The sequence below is a fragment of the Actinokineospora sp. PR83 genome, from assembly GCF_021056305.1.
In the GTDB taxonomy this organism is placed as follows: domain Bacteria; phylum Actinomycetota; class Actinomycetes; order Mycobacteriales; family Pseudonocardiaceae; genus Actinokineospora; species Actinokineospora spheciospongiae.
Genome location: NZ_JAJCXD010000024.1, coordinates 303373 through 319497, shown reverse-complemented (window position 1 = coordinate 319497; position 16125 = coordinate 303373). Strand labels below are relative to the sequence as shown.

The following is a 16125-nucleotide window of genomic DNA, read 5'->3' as shown; positions in this document are numbered from 1 at the left end:
ACGCCCCAATCACTCGGTACCGGATGCCGGATCTACTCGCCGCCGAACGCCAGTTCCACGAGGTCGTCCACGTCCAACTCGGCGATGGCCGGTTCGTCGGCGGCCTCGTCGACCGCGCCGGCGCCCGACCCGCCCAGGGCGGCCAGCTTGACCAGGGCGTCCATCAGCCCCGCCTCGCGGAACCTGGCCAGCGGGACCGACGCGAGCGCGTCCCGCAGCCGCGCCTCGTCCACGTCGACCGCGCCGCCGCCCGGCAGCAGTTCCGCCCGCAGGTGTCGGGCGAGCACCAGCGGGGTCGGGTGGTCGAACACCAGCGTCGCGGGCAACTTCAACCCGGTGGCTTCCCGCAGCCGGTTGCGCAGCTCGACCGAGGTCAGCGAGTCGAAACCGGCGTCCTTGAACGCCGTGTCCGCCCGCACCGCCTCCGGCCCCGAGTGCCCGAGCACGACCGCGACCTGGGCGCGGACCACGTCCAGGAGCAGCGCTTCCTGCTCGGCCGGGGCGAACCCGGCCAGCCGGTGCGCCAGCCCGCCGTTCCCGGCGGAGGCCGCCAGCGCCACCTGACCCGCCAGGAGGTGGTGCAGGTGGCGGGCGACGGCCAGCGGGGTCGGGTGGTCGAAGACCAGGGTGGCGGGCAGCTTCGTCCCGGTGGCCTCCCGCAGCCGGTTGCGCAGCTCCACCGAGGTCAGCGAGTCGAAACCGGCGTCCTTGAACGCCGTGTCCGCCCGCACCGCCTCCGGTCCGGAATGCCCGAGCACAGCCGCGGTCTGACCGCGGACCAGGTCGACGAGCAGCGCCTCCTGGTCGGCCGGGGTGAGCCCGGCGAGGTTGCGCACCAGGGCGTTGTCCGCCACGGCCACCGCCCGTGCCTGCTGCCTGCCCGCCCGGACCAGTCCGCGCAGCAGGGGCGGCACCGGGCCGCCGCCCGCCCGCAGCGCCGCCAGGTCCAGCTTGATCGGCACCAGCAGCGCCTCGTCCAGGCGCAGGCCGACGTCGAACATGGCCAGGCCCTCGGCCTGCGTCAGCTCCAGGACGCCACCGCGGCTCGCCCGGGCGTGGTCCACGGTGCTGAGGTGGGTGGCCATCCCGGTGCTCCGGTCCCACAGGCCCCAGGCCAGTGAGAGCCCGGGCAGACCTGCCGCCCGGCGGTTCGCCATCGCCGCGTCCAGGTAGGCGTTCGCCGCCGCGTAGCTGCCCTGGCCACCGCCGCCGACCACGCCCGCGACGGAGGAGAACACCACGAACGCGTCGAGGTCCATGCCGCGGGTCAGCTCGTCGAGGTGGCGCACCGCGTCGACCTTCGGTGCGAACACCGTGGCCAGCCGCTCCTCGGTCAGCGCCCCGATGACACCGTCGTCGAAGACCCCGGCCGTGTGCACGACACCGGTCAGCCGGGGTTCGGCGGCCAGCAGGTCCGCGACCTGGTCCCGGTCGGACAGGTCGCGGGCCACCACGGACACCTCCGCGCCCAGCCCGGTCAGTTCGGTGACCAGGTCCGTCACGCCCTCGGCGTCGCGTCCGCGCCGACTGGCCAGCACCAGGCGCCGCACGCCGTGCCGGGTCACCAGGTGCCGGGCCACCAGACCGCCCAACGACCCGGCGCCCGAGACCAGGACCGCCCCGTCCGGGCCGAAGACGTCCGCGCCGTCCGTGAGTTGGCCGGTGGTGCGGGCGAGCCGGGGAACCGCGAGGGTCGTGCCGCGCAGGGCGAGTTGCGGTTCGCCGCCCGCCAGCACGGCCCCCAGCAGCGGACCCGGCACCGGCTCCGCGCCGCCCGGTACGGCGGGGTCGGCGTCCAGCAGCACGATCCGGTCCGGGTGCTCGGCCTGGGCGGAGCGGACCAGCCCCCACACCGCCGCCGCGGCCGGGTCGGTCACCGCGTCCTCGCCACCGGCGGGCACCGCGCCGCGGGTCAGCACGAGCAGCCGCGAGTCCTCCAGCGCGGGCGCCGCCAGCCACGCCCGCACGATCCCCAGCACCCGGGCCGTCACGGCCAGTGCCGCGTCGGGACCGGCACCGCCGACGGCTTCCACGATCGCCACCGGCGGCACGCTCGGGTCCTCGGCCAGGGCCGCCACGTCGGCGGCGGTGACCACCGGCATCCAGTCCGGCGCGTCCGGCTCCCGGGCCGGGGGCAGTTCGACCCAGTCCACCCGGAACACCGAGTCACGCCCCTCGTCTACGGCACCCAACTGCGCGGCGGACACCGGTCGGGACACCAGCGAGTCCAGCGTCAGCACCAGGCCGCCGGTCTCGTCGGCGGCTGCGACGGACAGCGCGTCCGGGCCGGACGGCGCGACCCGCACCCGCAGCGCCGAGGCGCCCGCGGCGTGCAGCACCACCCCGTTCCACGCGAACGCCAACACCGGTTCCCCGGACTCCTCCCCGGCACCGACCGTCGCGGTTTGCAGGGCCGCGTCCAGCAGGGCCGGGTGCACACCGAACCTGCCCGCCTCCGCGCGCAGGGCCTCGGGCAGGGCGACCTCGGCGAAGACCTCCTCGTCCCGCCGCCACACCGCCCGCAGACCCTGGAACGCCGGGCCGTAGGCGTAGCCGCGCTCGGCCAGGTCGGTGTAGAAGTCGCCGACCTCGACCCGCTGGGCACCCGGCGGCGGCCACGCGGTGAAGTCGAACCCGGTACCGGTGCTCGATGTCGCCGACAGCACCCCGGTGGCGTGCCTCGTCCACACGTCGGCGCCGTCGCGCAGGGAGTACACGTCCACCGTGCGCGAGTCGTTCGCGCCCGGACCGCCCAGCGCCACCTGCACCCGGACCCCGCCCTGCTCGGGCACCACCAGCGGCGCCTCGATCACCAGTTCGTCCAGAACCGGGCAGCCGACTTCGTCACCGGCCCGCACGGCCAGCTCCACCAGTCCGCTGCCGGGAACGAGCACGACCCCGCCGACCGCGTGGTCGGCCAGCCAGGGGTGCGAGCGCAGCGACAGCCGCGAGGTGAACACCAAGCCGTCGGAGTGCGGCAGCGGCACGACCGCGCCCAGCAGCGGGTGATCGGCTGCCACCTGGCCCAGTGCGGTGGCGTCGGTGGCCGACCGGACCTCGTGGAGCCAGTAGTGGCGGTGGTCGAACGCGTACGTCGGGAGGTCGACCCGGTCACCCGGCGCGAGCGGCAGCACACCGTTCCAGTCGATCGCCACACCCCGGACGAACAGCTCGGCCGCGGAGGTCAGCAGCCGCCGCAGACCGCCGTCGTCGCGGCGCAACGACCCGGCCACGACCACGTCTGCGGCGCCGGTGTCGTCCAAGACCTCGTTGATGGGCTGCACCAGCACCGGGTGCGCGCTCACCTCGACGAACACCCCGTGCCCCTGCCCGAGCAGGTCCACCACGGCCGGGCCGAACCGCACCTGCTCGCGCAGGTTCCGGTACCAGTACCCGCCATCCAACGCCCCGGCGTCCCGGACCCAGCCACCGGTCACGGTGGAGTAGAACGGCACCTCCGGTGCCCGCGACCGCACCTCCGCCAACGACTCGGCCAGCAGGTCGTGGATGTCCTCCACCTGGTTGGTGTGCGACCCGTAGTCCACCGCCACCCGCCGCACCCGGACCCCGTCGCCGGACAGCGCGTCGACCACCTGGTCCAGTGCCCGGGCTTCCCCGGCGACCACCACGGAGGTCGGGCTGTTGACCGCCGCCACCTGCACCCGGTCCGCCCACGGCTCCAGCCGCGCGACCGCAGCGTCCTCGCCCAGGGCGACCGAGGCCATGCCGCCGCGCCCGGACAGCCCGGCGGCGATGGCCTGGCTGCGCAGGGCGACCACCCGCGCCGCGTCCTCCAGCGAGAGCGCGCCCGCCACGCAGGCCGCCGCGATCTCGCCCTGCGAGTGGCCTAGCACGGCGTCCGGCCGCAGCCCGCACGACCGCCACACCGCCGCCAGGCCCACCACCACCGCGAAGCTCGCGGGCTGCACCACGTCGACCCGTTCCAGCACGTCGGCGGCGACGTGGCCGCGCAGCACGTCCACCAACGACCAGTCAACCCACCGCTGCAACGCGACCGCGCACTCGGCGACCCGCTCGGCGAACACCGGGGAGGTCTCCAGCAGCTCCCGCCCCATGCCGACCCACTGCGCGCCCTGGCCGGGGAACACCCACACGACCTTGCCCGGCGCACCCGCCCGACCCACGACCACACCGGCCCCGGTCTCTCCGCGCGCCAGCGCCGCGAGCCCCGCCGCCGCCTCGGCACCGGAGCCCGCGATCACCACGGCCCGCTCGTCCAGCGCGGCCCGCCCGGACACCAGCACCCCGGCCACACCCGCCAGCGGCACGTCACCGGCGACGAACGCCGCCAGCCGCCCGGCCTGGGCCGCCAGCGAACCGGTGCTGCGCGCGGACACCACCACCGGCAGCACACCCGGGGACGCGGTCTCCCCGGTGGCAGGCTCCTCCGAGGGTGCTTCCTCCAGGATCAGGTGCGCGTTCGTCCCGCTGACCCCGAACGCGGAGACCCCGGCGCGGCGGGGATGCCCGTTGCGCGGCCACTCCCGGGCCTCGGTCAGCAGCTCCACCGCACCGGCCGACCAGTCGACCTCGGGCGTGGGGGCGTCCACGTGCAGGGTCGCCGGGAGCACGCCGTGCCGCAGCGCCTGCACCATCTTGATCACGCTCGCCACGCCCGCCGCCGCCTGCGCGTGGCCGATGTTGGACTTGAGCGACCCCAACCACAGGGGCTGTTCCCGGTCCTGCCCGTAGGTGGCCAGCAACGCCTGCGCCTCGATCGGGTCGCCCAGGGCGGTCCCCGTGCCGTGGGCTTCCACCACGTCCACGTCCGCCGAGGCCAGTCCGGCGTTCGCCAGGGCCCGGCGGATCACCCGCTGCTGCGACGGACCATTCGGGGCAGTCAACCCGTTCGACGCACCGTCCTGGTTCACCGCACTGGCCCGCAACACCGCCAACACCCGATGACCGCGCTCCTGCGCCACGGAAAGCCGCTCCAGCACGACCACACCGACGCCCTCGGCCCAGCCGGTGCCATCGGCCGCGGCGGCGAACGCCTTGCAGCGCCCGTCGACGGCGAGGCCCCGCTGCCTGGAGAACTCCACGAAAGCGCCGGGGTTCGCCATGACGGTCGCGCCACCGGCCAGCGCCATCGAGCACTCGCCCTGCCGCAACGACTGCGCCGCCAAGTGCATCGCCACCAACGACGACGAACACGCCGTGTCGATGGTCACCGCAGGACCCTCGAACCCGAACACGTACGACACCCGACCCGACGCCACACTCGACGACCCGCCCGTGCCCGCGAAACCCTCCAGCTCCGGGGTGACGACGTCTGCTCCCGGGGCGACGTAGCCCTGGCCGAAGACGCCGGTGAACACGCCGACGTCGTTGCCCTTCAGCGACAGCGGGTCGATGGTCGCGCTTTCCAGCGCCTCCCAGGAAATTTCCAGCAGCAACCGCTGCTGCGGGTCCATCGCCAGCGCCTCGCGCGGGGAAATGCCGAAGAACCCGGCGTCGAACAGCCCCGCCTCGTGCAGGAACCCGCCCCGGTCGGTGTACGAGGTGCCTGGCCGGTCGGGGTCCGGGTCGAACAGGCCCTCCAGGTCCCAGCCCCGGTCGGTGGGGAACCCCGAGACCGCGTCCCGGCGCTCGGACACCAACCGCCACAGGTCCTCCGGCCCGGCCACACCGCCCGGCAACCGGCACGCCATGCCCACGATGGCGATCGGCTCCCCGGCATCGGCCACCACGACCGCGGGCGCGGCCCGCGTCGGCACCGCGTCCCCGAGTTCGTCGCGCAGGTGGCGGGCGAGGGCCTGCGGGTTCGGGTGGTCGAAGACCAGGGTGGCGGGCAGCTTCAAGCCGGTGGTCTCGCGCAGCCGGTTGCGCAGTTCCACCGAGGTCAGCGAGTCGAAACCGGCGTCCTTGAACGCCGCGTCCGCCCGGACGGCCCCCGCCCCGGTATGCCCGAGGACGGCCGCGACCTGGCCGCGCACCAGGTCCAGCAGCAGCGCCACCTGGTCCGCCGGGGTGAGCCCGGCCAGCCGCTCGGACAGCAGGCCGCGCCTGTCCCCGGTGCCCGCCGCGTGCGCCTGCTGCCTGCCCACCCGGACCAGGCCGCGCAGCAGGTGCGGCACCGCACCGCCCGCGCGCACCTCGCGCAGGTCCAGCTTGGCGGGGACCAACAACGCCCGGTCGGACCCCACGGCGGCGTCGAACAGGTCCATGCCCTCCGCGAGCGTCATCACCCGCAGCCCGCCACGGCGGTTCATCCGGGCCCGGGTGAGGTCGTCGGTGTTGGCCGCCATGCCAGTGCTCTGCTCCCACAGACCCCACGCCAGCGACAGGCCCGGCAGCCCCGCCGCCCGCCGGTTGGCCATCAACCCGTCCAGGAACGCATTCGCCGCCGCGTAGCTACCACTACCCGCACCCATGAAGACCGCCGAGACCGACGAGTAGACGACGAACGCGTTCAAGTCCAGGCCACGGGTCAGCTCGTCGAGGTGGCGCACCGCATCGACCTTCGGTGCGAACACCGTGGCCAGCCGCTCCGGGGTCAAGGTCCCGATCACCCCGGCATCCAGGACACCGGCGGTGTGCACGACCCCGGTCAGGCGGTGCTCGGCGGGCACCGACGCCAGCAGGGCCGCCACCTGGTCCCGGTCGGAGACGTCGCAGGCGACGACCGAGACCTCCGCGCCCTGCCCGGTGAGTTCGGTGATCAGGTCGTCCACGCCCTCGGCGGCTCGACCGCGTCGACTGGCCAGCACCAGGCGCCGCACCCCGTGGCGGGTGACCAGGTGCTTGGCCACCAGACCGCCCAGCGCCCCGGCGCCTGACACCAGAACCGTCCCTTCCGGACCGAACACGGCGGGCGCACCCGAGGTCCGCGCGCGGGCAAGCCTCGGGACGGAGAAGGTCGTTCCGCGCACCGCCACCTGCGGCTCACCGCAGGCCAGCACCGACCCCAGCACGAGGTCCACGCCGCCCTCGGCGACCGGGTCCAAGTCCACCAGGACGATCCGGTCGGGGTTCTCCGCCTGGGCGGCCCGCACCAGACCCCACACGGCAGCGGCGGCCGGGTCGCTCACCACGCCGTCGCCAGCGGGCACCGCCCCCCGGGTCAGGACCACCAGCCGCGACTCCTCCAGCCCGGCCCCCACCAGCCACGCCTGCACAACGGCAAGCACCCGCGAGGTCAACGCCAACGCCGACCCCTCACCGACCGCCTCCAAGACCGCCACCGCAGGCACACCGGTCAGACCCACCACATCCTCAGCGGAGGCCACCGCCACCCACGACGGCGAAGACACCCCCGGGGCCGGGGGCAGCTCGATCCAGACCACTTGGAACAGTGAATCGGCGCGCACCGTGTCCGCCGCCTGCTCGACGGACACCGCCCGGAACACCAGCGAATCCACGGTCACCACCGGGCCGCCCGCTTCATCCGCCGCCGCCAGCGACAGGGCGCCGGACCCGGTGGGCGCCAGCCGCACCCGCAGCGCCGACGCGCCCGCGGCGTGCAGCACCAGCCCGCGCCAGTCCAGTGCCGACTGCGGCCCGTCGCCCGCGTCCGGCACGGCCGGGTGCAGCGCCGCGGCCAGCAGGGCGGGGTGGATGCCGAACCCGCCCGCCGCCGCGCCCTGGTCCTCGGGCAGGGCGACCTCGGCGAACAGTTCCCCGCCGCGCCGCCACACCGCCCGCAGCCCCCGGAACGCGGGCCCGTGGGCGAAGCCGCGCTCGGTCAGGTCGTCGTGGAGGTCGTCGACATCGATCTGCCGACCGCCCGGGGGCGGCCAAGCGGTGAAGTCGAAGTGCTCCCGCACCGGGGGTGTGGTCGACAGCAGGCCGGTGGCGTGCCGCGTCCACACGTCGGCGCCCGTGGTGTCCTCCCGCAGGGAGTACAGGTCCACCGTGCGCGAACCGCCCTCGCCCGGCCCGCCCAGCGCGACCTGCACGCGCACACCGCCGTGTTCTGGCAGCACCAGCGGGGACTCGACCACCAGCTCGTCGAGCACCGAGCACCCGGCTTCGTCACCGGCGCGCACGGCCAGCTCCACCAGCGCCGCACTCGGCACGACCACCACACCGCCGATCGCGTGCTCGGCCAGCCACGGGTGCGACCGCAGCGACAGCCGCGAGGTGAACACCAGCCCGTCCGACTGCGGCAGCGGCAGCACCGCGCCCAGCAGCGGGTGGTCGGCCCCGGCCAGCCCCAGCGACGGTGCGTCGGTGGCCGCCCCGGCCGGGTGCAGCCAGTAGTGCCGGTGGTCGAAGGCGTACGTCGGCAGGTCGACCCGCTCGGCCGACGTGGACGGCAGCACGCCGCTCCAGTCGAGCGCGACGCCGCGCACGAACAGCTCCGCCATGGAGGTCAGCAGCCGCCGCAGGCCGCCGTCGTCGCGCCGCAGCGTCCCGGCCACCACCACCTCGGCCTGCGCCTCGTCGACGACCTCGGTGATCGGCTGCACCAGCACCGGGTGCGCGCTGACCTCCACGAACACCCCGTACCCCTGCTCCAGCAGCTCCGCCACCACCGGACCGAACCGCACCTGGTTGCGCAGGTTCCGGTACCAGTAGTCCCCGTCCACGACCCCGGCGTCGCGCACCCACCCACCGGTCACCGTCGAGTGGAACGGCACCACCGGCGCCTGCGCGGTGATCCCACCCAGCGCCTCGGCGAGGGTGTCGCGGATGTCCTCCACGTGCCGGGTGTGCGAGGCGTAGTCCACCGCCACCCGCCGCCCGGACAACGCCTCCACCGCCTCGGCCAGCGCTTCGGCGTCCCCGGCGATCACCACCGACGACGGCCCGTTGACCGCCGCCACCTCCACCCGGCCCGCCCACGGCGCCAACCGCGCCACCACCTCGGCCTCGCCCAGGGCGACCGTGGCCATACCGCCACGCCCGGACAACCCGACAGCAATGGCCTGGCTCCGCAACGCCACCACCCGAGCCGCGTCCGCCAACGACAACGCACCCGCCACGCAGGCCGCCGCAATCTCCCCCTGCGAATGCCCCACCACCGCATCCGGCACCACGCCCACCGAGGCCCACACCGCCGCCAGACCCACCATGACGGCAAAACTGGCGGGCTGGAGGACGTCCACCCGATCCATCAGCTCCGGGTCGGTCTCACCGCGCAGCACCTCCACCAGCGACCAGCCCACCCACGGCTCCAACGCCGCCGCGCACTCGGTGATCCGCTCGGCGAACACCGGCGAGGACTCCAACAGCTCCCGGCCCATGCCGACCCACTGCGTCCCCTGCCCCGGGAACACCCACACCACCTTCCCCAGCGCACCCGCGCTACCGGTCACCACACCGGCCGCGCTCCCACCGCGCGCCAGCGCACCGAGCCCGGCCAGGGCTTCCTCGCCGGAACCCACCACGACCACGGCGCGGTCGCCCAGCACCGCCCTGGTCGACAGCAGGGCGCCCGCCACGCCCGCCAGTGGCACCTCGGCCGTCCGCAGGTACGACGCCAGCCGCCCGGCCTGCCCGGCCAGTGAACCCGTGCTCCGCGCGGACACCACCAGGGGCACCACACCACCGGGCGGCATCTCGACCGACACCGGCCGCGCTTCCTCCGGTGCTTCCTCGATGATCAGGTGCGCGTTGGTCCCGCTGATCCCGAACGACGACACCCCCGCCCGACGCGGGTGCCCGTTGCGCGACCACTCCCGAGCCTCGGTCAGCAACTCGACCGCCCCCGCAGACCAGTCGACCTGAGCCGTGGGCGCGTCCACGTGCAGGGTGGGTGGCAGCACACCGTGCCGCAGCGCCTGCACCATCTTGATCACACTGGCCACACCCGCCGCCGCCTGCGTGTGACCGATGTTCGACTTCAACGACCCCAACCACAACGGCTGTTCCCGGTCCCGACCGTAGGTGGCCAACAGCGCCTGCGCCTCGATCGGATCACCCAGCGCCGTCCCGGTCCCGTGCGCCTCCACCGCGTCCACATCGGACGGTGAAAGACCTGCACCCGCCAGCGCCCCGCGGATCACCCGCTGCTGCGACGGCCCGTTCGGTGCCGTCAACCCATTGGACGCACCGTCCTGGTTCACCGCGCTGCCGCGCAACACCGCCAGCACCCGGTGCCCGCGCTCCCGCGCCACCGACAGCCGCTCCAGCACGACCACGCCGACGCCCTCGGACAGCACCGTCCCGTCCGCGCCGTCCGCGAACGCCTTGCACCGCCCGTCCTCGGCCAGGCCCCGCTGCCGCGACATGCCGAGGACACCGATCGGCGACCCCATCACGGCGACACCGCCCGCCAGGGCCATCGAGCACTCGCCCTGCCGCAGCGCCTGCGCCGCGAGGTGGATGGCCACCAGCGACGACGAACACGCCGTGTCCACCGTGACCGCCGGTCCCTCGAAGCCGAACGCGTAGGCCACCCGACCCGACGCCACGCTGCCCGCCGTGGCGGTCGTGACGAACCCCTCCAGTTCGGCGGGCATGTTGCTCAGCGATTCGAGGTAGTCGTGGATGGAGACACCGGAGAAGACCCCGACGTCGCTGCCCCGCGCGGCGGTGGGGTCGATGCCCGCCCGTTCGAGCGCCTCCCAGGAGGCTTCCAGCAGCAACCGCTGCTGCGGGTCCATCGCCAGCGCCTCGCGCGGGGAGATGCCGAAGAACCCGGCGTCGAACAAGCCCGCCCCGTGCAGGAAGCCGCCCTTGCTGGCGTACGAGGTGCCCGGGCGGTCGGGGTCCGGGTCGAACAGCCCCTCCAGGTCCCAGCCCCGGTCGTCGGGGAAGGACGACATGCCCTCGCGGCCCTCGCGCACCAGCCGCCACAGGTCATCGGGGTCGGCCACCCCGCCCGGCAGCCTGCACGCCATCCCCACGATCGCGATCGGTTCGCCGGGGTCCGCGGTGGCGGCCACCGCGGCGGGGGTGTCGGCCACCGCGTCGCCGAGTTCGTCGCGCAGGTGGCGGGCCAGCGCCACCGGGGTGGGGTAGTCGAAGACCAGGGTGGCGGGCAGTTTCACGCCGGTGGCCGCGCTGAGCCGGTTGCGCAGCTCGACCGCGGTCAGGGAGTCGAACCCGATGTCGCTGAACCCCCGGGTGCCCTGGGCCAGTTCGGGGCCGCTGAACCCCAGCACACCGGACGCCTCGGCCTGGACGATGCCCAGCAGGACGGCCTCCTGCTCGGGTGCGGGCAGCCCGGCGAGCCTGCGGACCAGTCCGCCGCTGTCCCCGGCCGCCGCCCGCGCCGTGCGCCGACCGGCGCGCACCAGGCCGCGCAGCAGGTGCGGCACTCCCCCGCCCGCGGCGGCCTCGGTCCGCAGCGCCCGCAGGTCCAGCTTGATCGGCACCAGCAGCGCCCGGCCCAGGCCCAGACCGGTGTCGAAGACGTCCAGGCCCTCGGCCTGCGTCAGCGCCAGCACCCCGCCGCGGCTCATCCGCGCCTGGTCCACGGCGCTGAGCCGGGCGGTCATGCCGGTGCTCTGCTCCCACAGGCCCCAGGCCAGCGACAGCCCCGGCAGGCCCGCCGCCCGGCGGCTCGCCATCAGCCCGTCCAGGAAGGCGTTCGCCGCGGCGTAGTTGCCCTGACCGGCGGAGCCCATGAGCGCGGCGGCGGAGGAGAACACGACGAACGCGCCCAGGTCGAGGCCGCGGGTCAGCTCGTCGAGGTGGCGCACCGCGTCCACCTTCGGCGCGAACACCGCCGCCAGCCGCTCCTCGGTCAGCGTCCCGATCACGCCGTCGTCCAGCACACCGGCCAGGTGCACCACACCGGTCAGCGGGTGCTCGGCGGGCACCGACGCCAGCAGCGCCTCAACCTGCGCGCGGTCGGAGACGTCGCAGGCGACGACCGAGACCGCCGCGCCGCACTCGGTGAGGTCGCCGACCAGTTCGTCCACGCCCTCGGCCGCCTGCCCCCGCCGACTGGCCAGCACCAGGTGCCGCACGCCGTGCCGGGTGACCAGGTGCCGGGCCAGCACACCACCCAGCGACCCGGTGCCGCCGGTGAGCAGGACCGTGCCCGAGCCGAACGCCACGGGGGCACCCGCGGCGTGGTCGGCGGCGCGGACGAGCCGGGGCACCGACAGCGCCGTCCCGCGCACCGCCACCTGCGGCTCCCCACCGGAGAGCACCGCGCCCAGCACCGGCTCCACACCACCACCGGCGGGGTCGGTGTCGACCAGCACGATCCGCTCCGGGTTCTCGGCCTGGGCGGCCCGCACCAGCCCCCACACCGCCGCGCCCGCCGGATCGGTCACCACGCCGTCGCCCGCGGGCACCGCGCCGCGGGTCACCACCACCAGCCGCGACTCCTGCCCGGCCCCGGCCAGCCACGCCTGCACGACCCCCAGCACCCGGGAGGTCAGCGCCAGCGCCGTTCCCCCGTCGCCGACAGCCTCCAGGACCGTCACCGCGGCACCGGCCGCCACCTCGTCCGCGGTGGTCACCGCCACCCACGGCGGTGCCGACGTTCCCCGGGTCCGGGGCAGCTCGGTCCACTCCACCGCGAACAGCGAGTCGGCGCGCGCCGTGTCCGCCGCCGTCTCCAACTGCTCTGCGGACACCACCCGGGACACCAGCGAGTCCATCGTCAGGACCAGGCCACCGGCCTCGTCCGCCGCCTGGAACGACAGCGCGTCCGGACCGCACGGCGCGACGCGCACCCGCAGCGCCGAGGCGCCCACGGCGTGCAGCAGCAAGCCGTTCCAGGCGAACGGCAGCACGTTGCGGTCGTCGTCCGGGTTGGCGAAGGCGTTGGTGTGCAGGGCGGCGTCCAGCAGTGCCGGGTGGATGCCGAACCGCGCCGCGCCCTCCCGCTGCTCGTCGGGCAGGGACACCTCGGCGAAGACCTCCTCGCCGCGCCGCCACACCGCCCGCAGGCCCTGGAAGGCGGGCCCGTAGGCGTACCCGCGGTCGAGCAGGTCGGTGTAGAAGTCCTCGACCGGGACCTGCCGCGCCCCCGGTGGCGGCCACGCGGCGAAGTCGAACCCCGGCCCGGTCGCCCGCGTGGACGGGGTCGACAGCAGCCCGGTGGCGTGCCGGGTCCACGTGCCCTCGGCGTCGTCCTCCCGCAGCGAGTACACGTCGACGGTCCGGGAACCGGTTTCGTTCCGCCCGCCCACCGCGACCTGCACCCGGACGCCGCCGTGCTCGGGCAGCACCAGCGGCGCCTCGATCACGAGTTCTTCCAGGACGCTGTGCCCGAACTCGTCGCCCGCGCGGACCGCGAGGTCGACGTACACCGTGCCGGGGACGAGCACGACCCCGCCGATCGCGTGGTCGGCCAGCCACGGGTGCGACCGCAGCGACAGCCGCGAGGTGAACACCAACCCGTCCGACTGCGGCAGCGGCAGCACCGCGCCCAGCAGCGGGTGGTCGGCCCCGGCCAGCCCCAACGACGCCGCGTCGGTCGCCGACTCGGCCATCCGGAGCCAGTAGTGCTGGTGGTCGAAGGCGTACGTCGGCAGGTCCACCCGGGCGGACACGGCGCCCCCGGGCAGCACGGCGGCCCAGTCCAGGGCGATCCCGCGCACGAACAGCTCGGCCATGGAGGTCAGCAGCCGCCGCAGGCCACCCTCGTCCCGGCGCAACGACCCGACCACGGTCACGTCGGCCTCGGAACTGTCCACGATCTCGGAGATCGGTTGCACCAGCACCGGGTGCGCGCTCAGTTCCACGAACACGCTGTGCCCCTGGTCGAGCAGGTCCGCCACTGCCGCACCGAAACCCACCTGCCCGCGCAGGTTCCGGTACCAGTAACCACCATCGAGGACCCCGGCGTCGCGCACCCACCCACCGGTCACCGTGGAGAAGAACGGCACCTGCGGCGCCTGCGCGGTGATCCCGCCCAGCGCGTCGGCGAGGGTGTCGCGGATGTCCTCCACGTGCCGGGTGTGCGAGGCGTAGTCGACCGCCACCCGCCGAACCCGAACACCTTGCTCGTCCAACACCTCCAGCGCCTCGTCGAGCGCTTCGGCGTCGCCCGCGACGACCACCGACGACGGCCCGTTGACCGCCGCCACCTCGACCCGGTCAGCCCACGGTTCCAGCCGCGCGACCGCCTCCTCCGCGGCCAACGCGACCGACGCCATGCCGCCGCGCCCGGACAGATCCGTGGCGATCGCCTGACTCCGCAGCGCCACCACCCGCACCGCGTCCTCCAGCGACAGCGCCCCCGCCACGCACGCCGCTGCGATCTCCCCCTGCGAGTGGCCGACCACGGCGTCCGGCCGCACCCCCACCGAGGACCACACCGCCGCGAGGCCCACCATGACCGCGAAGCTGGCCGGTTGCAACACGTCCACCCGGTCCACCAGCCCGGGTTCGACATCGCCGCGCAGCACGTCCTCCAGCGACCAGTCCACCCACCGCTCCAACGCGGTGGCACACTCGGCGACCCGCTCCGCGAACACCGGCGACGAGTCCAGCAACTCCCGCCCCATCCCCACCCACTGCGACCCCTGACCGGGGAACACCCACACGACCTTGCCCGGCGCACCCGAACCGACGACCAGACCGGGCGCGTTCTCGCCCCGGGCCAGCCCACCGAGCCCGGTCAGCGCCTCCTCCGCCGAGGCCGCCACCACCACCGCGCGCTCGCCCAGCACCGCCCGCCCCGACACCAACGCCCCGGCCACAGCGGCAAGCGGCACCCCATCAGCGCCCTCGACGAACGCCGCCAGGCGCTGCGCCTGCGCGGCCAGGGAAGCGGCGGTGCCCGCCGACACGACCAGCGGCACCACACCCGCGGGCAGCACCGGAACGGGTCGCGCCTCCTCTGCGGGTGCCTCCTCCAGGATCAGGTGCGCGTTCGTGCCGCTGGCCCCGAACGAGGACACCCCGGCCCGGCGCGGGTGACCATCAGGCTGCCAGTCCCGGGTCTCGGTCAGCAGCTCGACCGCGCCCGCCGACCAGTCCACCTGCGGGGTGGGGGCGTCCAGGTGCAGGGTCGCCGGGAGCACCCCGTGCCGCAGCGCCTGCACCATCTTGATCACGCCTGCCACCCCGGAGGCCGCCTGCGTGTGCCCGATGACGGACTTGACCGACCCCAGCCACAGCGGCCGCCGCGGGTCGCGGTCCTGGCCGTAGGTGGCCAGCAGCGCCTGGGCCTCGATCGGGTCGCCCAGGACCGTGCCCGTGCCGTGGCCGTCCACCGCGTCCACCTCGGCCGGGGACAGCCCCGCGGCGGCCAGCGCCTTGCGGATCACCCGCTGCTGCGCCGGGCCGTTCGGCGCGGTCAAGCCGTTGGAGGCACCGTCGGAGTTGACCGCGCTGCCCCGGATCACCGCCAGCACCCGGTGCCCGCGCTCGCGGGCCACCGACAGCCGCTCCAGCAGCAGCACGCCCACGCCCTCGGCCCAGCCGGAACCGTCGGCGCACGCGGCGTAGGACTTGCAGCGCCCGTCGAAGGCCAGTGCCCGCTGGCGCGCGAAGCCGACGAACCCGCCCGGGGTCGCCATCACCGTCGCGCCGCCTGCGAGCGCCATCGAGCACTCGCCCCGCCGCAGCGCCTGGGCGGCCAGGTGCAGGGCCACCAGCGAGGAGGAGCACATGGTGTCGACGGTGACCGCCGGGCCTTCGAGCCCCAGGGTGTAGGCGACCCGGCCGGAGGCGACGCCGCCCGCCGTGCCCAGGGCGCGCTCCAGGCTGAGGAACCCCTCGAAGCCGCTGAGGTCCGGCGCGTAGTCCTGGTGCACGATCCCGGCGAACACCCCGACGTCGCTGCCGCGCACCGAGTGCGGGTCGATGCCCGCCCGCTCGAAGGTCTCCCAGGACACCTCCAGCAGTTGCCGCTGCTGCGGGTCCATCGCCAGGGCCTCGCGCGGGGAGATGCCGAAGAACCCGGCGTCGAACCGGGCCGCGTCGTGCAGGAAGGCGCCCTCCCGCACGTACGTCGTGCCGGGGTTGTCGGGGTCGGGGTGGTAGAGGCCCTCGACGTCCCAGCCGCGGTCGTCGGGGAACCCGGTGTAGACGTCGGCACCCTCGGACACCACCCGCCACAGGTCCTCCGGACCGCGGATGCCCCCGGCGTACCGGCAGGCCATGGAGACGATCGCGATGGGTTCAGCGGCCGCCGCGGCGAGTTCACCGTTCTCCTGCTGGAGCCGGGCGTTCTCCTTCAGCGAGGCACGCAGTGCCTGGACGATCTGCTCGTCTGGCGCCGACATAACCATCCTCCACGATTCGTTC

General features: G+C 74.9%; 1 protein-coding gene. It reads right to left on the bottom strand.

Annotation, left to right across the window (positions count from 1 at the left end):
• Positions 1–32 precede the first annotated feature (32 nt).
• A complete protein-coding gene (locus tag L6E12_RS08860; RefSeq protein WP_236227397.1) occupies positions 33–16103 on the bottom strand; it encodes a type I polyketide synthase in 16071 nt (5356 codons plus the stop codon).
• Between the last annotated feature and the right edge of the window lie 22 nt (positions 16104–16125).

Excerpts from the sequence above, each read along its gene's own strand:
- L6E12_RS08860 (WP_236227397.1), bottom strand. The coding sequence starts at position 16,103 with ATGTCGGCGCCAGACGAGCAGATCGTCCAGGCACTGCGTGCCTCGCTG.